Origin of the sequence: Streptomyces sp. URMC 129 (assembly GCF_051386415.1) — a bacterium.
Classification (GTDB): domain Bacteria; phylum Actinomycetota; class Actinomycetes; order Streptomycetales; family Streptomycetaceae; genus Streptomyces.
The window spans coordinates 37,868-44,736 of record NZ_JBPQTQ010000035.1 but is presented as its reverse complement, the minus strand read 5'-3'; the positions used below and the strand labels follow the sequence as shown (position 1 = coordinate 44,736).

Sequence of the window (6,869 nt, the reverse complement as noted above, 5' to 3'; positions counted from 1 at the left end):
CCACCCCCCTCCCCACACCCAGCGGTTCGCGACCACCGACCGCGGCCCTGTAAGGTGTCCGGCGGAGGATTCGCCTAGAGGCCTAGGGCGCACGCTTGGAAAGCGTGTTGGGTTCACACCCTCACGAGTTCGAATCTCGTATCCTCCGCCCAGCTCTCACCGGGCTGACCGAAGGCCCCCGCCGCCATCCACGGCCGGGGCCTTCGGTGTGTGTAGTTGCAGTTTCAGTTGCAGTCGCCTCGATCAGGCGGCGGGCGGCTCGCCCTCCGCAGCCCGGAGCAGGCCGCCGATCTTGTCGGCCGTGTCCTTGAGCACCCGTCCGGTCAGATGCTGGTAGCGGCGGCGCATGCGGGCGGATTTGCCGGGCTCCCAGCCCATGATCGCGTCGATGATCCGTGCCCGGCCACCCGACCGTGGTGCTGGGCGCGTCGGCGGCCGAACGGCTCGGGATCACGCGGACCGGCCTGGAAACTCAGGTGGTCATCGTTGATGAGAGGTTCACCGTGATCGGCATCCTCGAACCACTGCCGCCGGCCCCGGAGCTGGACGACGCGGCGCTGGTCGGCTGGCCCGTGGCCTCCGAACTCCTCGGCTTCGACGGCCACCCGGCCACCGTCTACACCCGGTCCGAGGAGTCCGAGGTGGAGGCGGTCGGCACGGTACTGGCAGGCACCGCCAACCCGGAGGCGCCCAACAAGGTGCAGGTAACCCGCCCGACCGCGGCGCTGGCCGCTTCCTGACAGCCGCGGGCCGCCGCCGGGCCACGAGGGCGTGCGGCGGTCGGCGGTGCGGGTCAGGCACTGCCCAGGTACGGTCGGCGTCTGTGCGCGGCGGTCGGGCTCAGCCGTTCGCACCGCTGGTGCGATCCGGCGGCTTGGGATCGGCGCGTGCCTCCGCGAGGGAGGCCAGTCGGCCGCGGGAGGTGGCGTGGGCGGTTGGTGGAACCTCCGAACACCTGGTCCCCGCACCGGCCGGGGGGCGCAACCTCGAACAGGACAGCGACGCCCGGCTGCGGGCCGGTCACACACGGCTCGCAGAAGAGCCCGTATCCCGGACCTCCCGCCACAGGCCCCGGGGCGGCCGAATGCGCCCAGTCTCTGCGGCAGCTCGACGCCACCGGAACGGGTACCGCCGAGGGGCCCGCTCGCGCAGCTCACGTCCGTGAACGGTCGAGGGTCTTTGCCGGAGGGCGTCTGCCTAACCGCCTCTTGGATTTCCTCACGAACAAGGTGAGTTGTTCCTGGTCGCCGTGTCCGGCCGGTGAATGGGATGTTGGGGGAGGCTCCGGTGCCCCGGGGCACAGCCCGGTGCCGGACCGGCAGGTGCTGTGCGGGATTCTGTACGTGCTCCGCAAGGCATCCAAGGGGAATACCCGGCCAGGGAGTTGGCCTCCGGGCCGGGCATGACGTGCCGGCGGCGGCTGCGGGACCGGAACGGGGCAGGGGTGCGGGACCGCCTGCACCATGCGCCGTGGCGGAGCTGAACGCCGCTTTCCGGCCGGACCGGTCCCGTCGTGTGATCGCCCCCGGCCAGGTGCGGGCGCCAACGGCGGGCAGCGGACGGGCCGTCGCCGGTCGACCGGGGCGTGTCGCTGTCCGCGCGTCAGCCGCGCATGCTGTCCCGCGAAGTCCGGGCCGGCCAGTGGCGCTTGGCGCGGCCGGGATGTCGATGACCCGGCTGACGTACCGGATCCGGGAGCAAGCACTTGAGTTGAGCGACGGGGGGCCCGGGCGCTCGGGGCAACCGCCGTGCGCTCTGGATGATCGACCCCAAGGGGTCAGTGATCGTGGGCGGTCAGCTCATCGGCCAGCAGGTCCATCAGGAGCCCGTCGTGCCAGCTGCCGTCCGGTCCGCGTTCGTAGTCGCGCATGATGCCGACTGGGCGGAAGCCGACCTTGGTGTAGCAGCGGATGGCGGCGGCGTTGTCCGCCGCCGGATCGATCACCAGGCGGTGGAAGCGGTGATCGGCGATGAGGTGCCGGGCCAGGGTGCGGACGGCGTCGGTGCCCAGGCCCCGCCCGTGCACCGCCGGGTCCAGATAGAGGTCGATGTTCGCGTGCCGGTAGTCCGGATCGGTTTCGGCGCCCCACTGGATGGCACCGACCGTGCGGCTGTCCCACTCGATGACCAGCGTGCTGACCCCGGGATCGGCGAGGTCGCCGGCGACCTCGGCGGCGAGATCCGTGTCGCCGCGCCAGCGCGCGTACACCTCCGGCGTCGCCCGGATGGCGGCCAGCGCCGGAACGTCGGAGGGCACGGCGGTCCGGAGAGTCACCTCGGCGCCGCACAGAATCGTCTCCATGGACCGGAGGCTAACTGATCGGTGCCAGGGGTTCCGCTGCGCACACGGGACGAGGGCGTCCGACGTGAGGGTGTGAGGACAGAGTTGGACGCTGTCGCCACCGCGCTCCAGGTGAAGACCGACGACCTGCTGAAGGACTCACCGCAACTCGCCCCGTGGCGGCCAGCAGTGGGGATCACCCGGGCGCCGACCGTGCGACGCCCGGTGCCCCGTCAGGGTGGCACCTCCCCAGCGGCGGCAGGACGATCAGAATCTCCGTCAGTGGTCCACGTGAACTCGGCGAACGCGCTGAGCACCGCGTGACGCAGACCACGATCCAGTCACGAGCGGGACGCGGTGCCTTCCCCATGGTCCTGGCATGCTGGGGCGGGTGAGCGAGGGGGAGCGTGAGGGGCTCGGCGGCGAGGGGGCGCCCCGGCGGAAGCGTCGGCACGGCATAGCCGTTGCGGTGTCGTGCGCAGCCACCGCCCTGGCCGTGGCGCATGTGCTCTGGCCTGGCCTCGCGATCGATTCGATCACGGTGTTGCTGCTCCTGGTCGCGATCGTTCCCTGGCTGGGTGGCGTGTTCGACAGCATCGAGCTTCCCGGCGGCCCCCGGTTCGAGTACCGGCGGCTGGAGAACCGCATCGAAGCGGCGGAAGAACGGACCACGCGTCTGGATCAGGAGATGGACGACGCAGCCGCAACCGCTCGTGTTGCCCTGGCCGCGGCCGGCACCGACTGGGCTGGAAACCGTGCGGACGTCCCGGCAGCGCAGGCGGCGATGGAGCGTCTCGCGGCCGAGTACACACAGTTGCGGGACACCGTGCCCAGCGGCCAGGCACGCACCGCCCAACAGGAACGGATCTTCGCCGAGTTGCTCAAAGTGACCTCGGCCCTCCCGTCCCTGGACGTCCCGGCCATGCTGGCATCCCAGGATCCCGGCACACGCCTGGCCGTCTTCGCCCGCCTGTACGCCCTCCCGGACACGAGAGCGTTCGGCCCGCTCGTCGATGCCGTTCTGCGTGAGCAACTGCCCTTCCTCAGGTACTGGGGCCTCAACGTCCTCGGACGTGCCGTCGATGAGCTGGGGTCGGACCAGGTACCCATGGGCGTCGTACGCAGACTGCACGCTCTCCTCCCCCAGTTGCCGACGGGCAGCGACCGCGCCCGCTCCCTCCGGCGCGTCCTGGCCAAGCTCACCACGGACTGAGCGACACGCTCCCCGACAGCCGACCACGGGATCGCGGTACCGATGCTGTCTCGGCGGGTGCAAGCGCAGCCCAGGGGGCAGCCAGGAGGAAGTCGCCAGTCGCGGTTCCAGTTGGGTTCGCCCGCGTTCGGCCCCGTCCGCGGTTCGCCGTCCAGGCAGCTCCCCCACGGGCCAGAACACAGGCGACCGCCCCCCGGACACTCCCTACGGACAGTCGGCAAGCGTATTGGGTGCGCACCCGACCTCACGAGTTCGAATCTCGTACCCTCCGCCCGGCTCTCACCGGGCTGGCCGATGGCCCCGCCGCCATCCACGGCCGGGGCCTTCGTTGTCCGTCTCAGTCGGGCTCGGTGTCCCGGAGCGCGTCCCCGAGCCTTGCGCTCGCGCCGCGAGTGCCGCGGGTGCCGCGGGCCGTGCGCGTGCGTCGGCGGGAGCCGGGGGGCCCGGCGCGGTGGCCCAACGGGGCTGTCGTGGGGTTTGGAGGGGCGGCGTGTTCCCGGGCCGCCCGGGGGGATATGTCGCAGGTCAGAGCCGCGCGGGCGCCGCGTCGCTCGCCACGCGGTGGTGGTGGTCAGGGCCCGTGCCGAAGAGGGACACGGATGACCGTCGCGAACGGAGACACCCAGGCGCATACTGGTCTCAATGACAACGTCAGCTGCGCCGAAGCGCTACTTGCCCACCAGCCCCTTCAAGGCCCCGGTCACACTGCCTCCCGAGCAGTTCGCCGTGGGCGACCAGGTCACACACGACGTGTACGGCCTGGGCCGGGTCATCGGCCTCGAGGACGGAATCGCGGTGCTCGTCGATTTCGGTTCGCTGCGAGAGCGGATCCTGAGTCCGTACGCCAAGATGACCAAGCTGTAGGACCGCTGCTCCGCTCACGACCCTGTAACGGATTGGAAGACCTCTCATCGACCTGACCTCCCTGTTCTCCGCTCCGGAAAGGACGCCCCGCTATGCCGCCGCGGCGTCGCTGCCTCCGACGGACACCCCTTTCCAGGCCCCGGACTTCGGGGAGAACGAGACCTTCCTGACCGAGGATGCGCAGGCGTCCGGCTCGGACACGGGTACGGCTCGACGCAAGGCGCGCTAGCGGCGACAGCCGGTCACGGGCCGTCCCGGTCTCCGGCCCGTTCAGGCAGGCCCCGGGGCGGGCCCCGCCGTGACGCTCGGGGGGTTCGAAGCCCGGATCCTCCGTCCGGCTCTCACCGGACCGAACGAGGGCCCCGGCCGCCATCCACGGCCGGGGCCCTCGTCGTGCGGCTTCCCACCGGCGGCCGAGGCCCCGGGATCAAGGGCTCGCGGCGGCGGGCAGGGGCGCGTGTCCACGAGGCGGAGGGGGCCGGTACGAGGCCGTCCGCTACCAGGCCGGCCAGGACCGCTTCGCCGAGGGCCTGGACGGCAGACCTGCTGGCCGGACCTCTTCCCGCCGTGCGCTACCAGCCGGCCCGGCCACCTACCTGGCCTGGCCGGACTGCCGAGCCCTGGGCCTGGGGACGACCCGGCCGCCGTCCTCCTTGGCCGCGCCTTCCCGGGCGGCTTCCAGCACCTGCCCTGGGGCAGCCGCGCTCGCCGACCTTTCGGCGGGAGTCGAACCGGCCCCGTCCGCAAAGGTCCGCAAAGGGTGCAGGACCGTCCACAGCGGACAACAAAAAGCGAAGGCAAGGAGGTTGCCCACTCCTTGCCACTCTCAACGTATAGCGCACTGGGGGGCTTGCGGCAAGGCCCCGGTCGTGCCGCAGAATCGGCGGCCGAGGCCGGAACCTGGGGAAATCAGGGATTCGTGACGTACGTGCGCCTTTGCCTGCGTCTGCGTCGCGCCGAGCGGTCGACCGGCCGACCGGCCGACCGGCCGAAGAAGCAATTCTCGTGGGAATGGGGGGCATTCGTGATCGACGTGATCATTGCCGGGGCGGGGCCGACCGGCTTGATGCTGGCCGGCGAGTTGCGGCTGCACGGTGTGCGCGTGCTGGTGCTGGAGAAGGAGGCGGAGCCGACCGGGCAGTCCCGCGCGCTCGGCCTGCACGCGCGCAGTGTCGAGGTGATGGACCAGCGCGGCCTGCTGGGGCGGTTCCTTGCGCTCGGCCAGCAGTACGCCGTCGGCGGCTTCTTCGCCGGTATCGACAAGCCGTGGCCCGACCGGCTGGACACGGCGCACGCGTACGTTCTCGGTATCCCGCAGAGCGTCACCGAGCGTCTGCTGACCGAGCACGCCGCCGGGCTCGGCGCCGAGATCCGGCGCGGTTGCGCACTGGTCGGGCTCAGCCAGGACGACCACGGGGTGACCGCCGAACTGGCCGACGGCACGCGGCTGCGCTCGCGCTACCTCGTCGGCTGCGACGGCGGGCGCAGCACGGTGCGCAAGCTGCTCGGTGTCGGCTTTCCCGGGGAGCCGACCCGGGTCGAGACGCTGCTGGGCGAGATGAAGGTGGCCGTGCCGCCGGAGACGCTGACCGCCGTGGTGGCCGAAGTCCGCAGGACGCAGAAGCTGTTCGGCGCCATACCCCTCGGGGACGGGCTGTACCGCGTCATCGTGCCCGCCGAGGGGGTGGCCCGGGACCGCACGGTCCCGCCGACCCTGGAGGAGTTCAAGCGGCGGTTGCGGGCGATCGGCGGCACCGACTTCGGCGTGCACTCGCCGCGCTGGCTGTCCCGTTTCGGGGACGCCACCCGGCTGGCCGAGCGCTACCGGACCGGCCGGGTGCTGCTGGCCGGCGACGCCGCGCACATCCACCCGCCGACCGGCGGGATGGGCCTCAACCTCGGCGTCCAGGACGCGTTCAACCTCGGCTGGAAACTGGCCGCCGCCGTCAACGGCTGGGCGCCGCAAGGGCTGTTGGACAGCTACCACACCGAACGGCACCCGGTGGCCGCCGCCGTGCTCGACAACGCCCGCGCGCAGATGCAGTTGCTGTCCCCCGAGCCGGGTGCCCGGTCGGTGCGCCGACTGGTCGCGGAACTGATGGACTTCGAGGAGGTGAACCGGTATCTGATCGAGAAGATCAGCGCCATCGCGGTTCGTTACGACTTCGGCGAGGGACATGAACTGCTCGGCCGGCGGTTGCGGGACGTGGGGCTGAAGCGGGGTCGCCTCTACGGGCTGATGCACGACGGCCGCGGGCTGCTGCTCGACCAGACCGGCCGGCTCTCGGTCGCGGGCTGGGCGGATCGGATCGACCACGTCGTCGACACCAGCGAGGAACTCGACGTCCCCGCCGCGCTGTTGCGACCGGACGGCCATGTGGCATGGGTCGGCGAGGACCAGCGTGACCTGCTCAGCCACCTGCCCACGTGGTTCGGCGCTGCCACCGGCTGATCCCCCGGCCGCGGTTCGGCACACGGCGGGACCTGTCCCCGGCCGGAGGTGGGCGGGGG

General features: G+C 71.7%; 6 protein-coding genes, 1 tRNA gene and 2 pseudogenes. 7 read left to right on the top strand and 2 right to left on the bottom strand.

What is annotated here, in order from left to right; translation table 11 throughout:
• Nucleotides 1-63: 63 nt before the first annotated feature.
• A tRNA-Ser gene (locus ACSNOC_RS10235) sits at nucleotides 64-148 on the top strand.
• 95 nt (nucleotides 149-243) lie between these two features.
• On the opposite strand, the gene ACSNOC_RS10230 is transcribed toward ACSNOC_RS10235, so the two are convergent.
• Nucleotides 244-378, bottom strand: coding sequence for a hypothetical protein (locus ACSNOC_RS10230; protein WP_436746998.1), 135 nt, complete (start codon nucleotides 376-378; stop codon nucleotides 244-246).
• Nucleotides 379-395: 17 nt separating this feature from the next.
• Between ACSNOC_RS10230 and ACSNOC_RS10225 the strand changes: the two genes are divergently transcribed.
• Both ACSNOC_RS10225 and ACSNOC_RS10220 read left to right on the top strand, forming a co-directional pair.
• Nucleotides 396-740 carry an ABC transporter permease gene (locus ACSNOC_RS10225; protein ID WP_436746997.1) on the top strand — a complete coding sequence of 115 codons (345 nt, stop codon included), beginning with the start codon at nucleotides 396-398 and terminating at the stop codon, nucleotides 738-740.
• A 552-nt stretch (nucleotides 741-1,292) separates the two neighbouring features.
• Nucleotides 1,293-1,585, top strand: a pseudogene (locus ACSNOC_RS10220) (IS5/IS1182 family transposase); the annotation flags it as partial.
• A 192-nt stretch (nucleotides 1,586-1,777) separates the two neighbouring features.
• On the opposite strand, the gene ACSNOC_RS10215 reads toward ACSNOC_RS10220, so the two are convergent.
• Nucleotides 1,778-2,302, bottom strand: coding sequence for a GNAT family N-acetyltransferase (locus ACSNOC_RS10215; protein ID WP_436746996.1), 525 nt, complete (start codon nucleotides 2,300-2,302; stop codon nucleotides 1,778-1,780).
• Between the two features lie 72 nt (nucleotides 2,303-2,374).
• On the opposite strand from ACSNOC_RS10215, the pseudogene ACSNOC_RS10210 reads away from it, so the two are divergent.
• The 4 genes and pseudogenes from ACSNOC_RS10210 to rox form a co-directional block, all read left to right on the top strand.
• Nucleotides 2,375-2,479, top strand: a pseudogene (locus ACSNOC_RS10210) (IS982 family transposase); the annotation flags it as partial.
• A gap of 193 nt (nucleotides 2,480-2,672) precedes the next feature.
• Complete coding sequence (locus ACSNOC_RS10205) at nucleotides 2,673-3,494, top strand: hypothetical protein (protein WP_436746995.1); 822 nt, start codon at nucleotides 2,673-2,675, stop codon at nucleotides 3,492-3,494.
• Between the two features lie 642 nt (nucleotides 3,495-4,136).
• On the top strand, nucleotides 4,137-4,358 hold the full coding sequence (locus ACSNOC_RS10200) for a hypothetical protein (RefSeq protein WP_436746994.1): 222 nt from the start codon (nucleotides 4,137-4,139) through the stop codon (nucleotides 4,356-4,358).
• A gap of 1,024 nt (nucleotides 4,359-5,382) precedes the next feature.
• Nucleotides 5,383-6,810 carry a rifampin monooxygenase gene (rox, locus tag ACSNOC_RS10195; protein WP_436746993.1) on the top strand — a complete coding sequence of 476 codons (1,428 nt, stop codon included), beginning with the start codon at nucleotides 5,383-5,385 and terminating at the stop codon, nucleotides 6,808-6,810.
• The last annotated feature ends 59 nt before the right edge of the window (nucleotides 6,811-6,869 follow it).

Bases quoted from the DNA above. Each gene is read 5' to 3' on its own strand.
- ACSNOC_RS10230 (WP_436746998.1), bottom strand. From the start codon at position 378: ATGGGCTGGGAGCCCGGCAAATCCGCCCGCATGCGCCGCCGCTACCAG.
- ACSNOC_RS10215 (WP_436746996.1), bottom strand. From the start codon at position 2,302: ATGGAGACGATTCTGTGCGGCGCCGAGGTGACTCTCCGGACCGCCGTG.
- ACSNOC_RS10200 (WP_436746994.1), top strand. From the start codon at position 4,137: ATGACAACGTCAGCTGCGCCGAAGCGCTACTTGCCCACCAGCCCCTTC.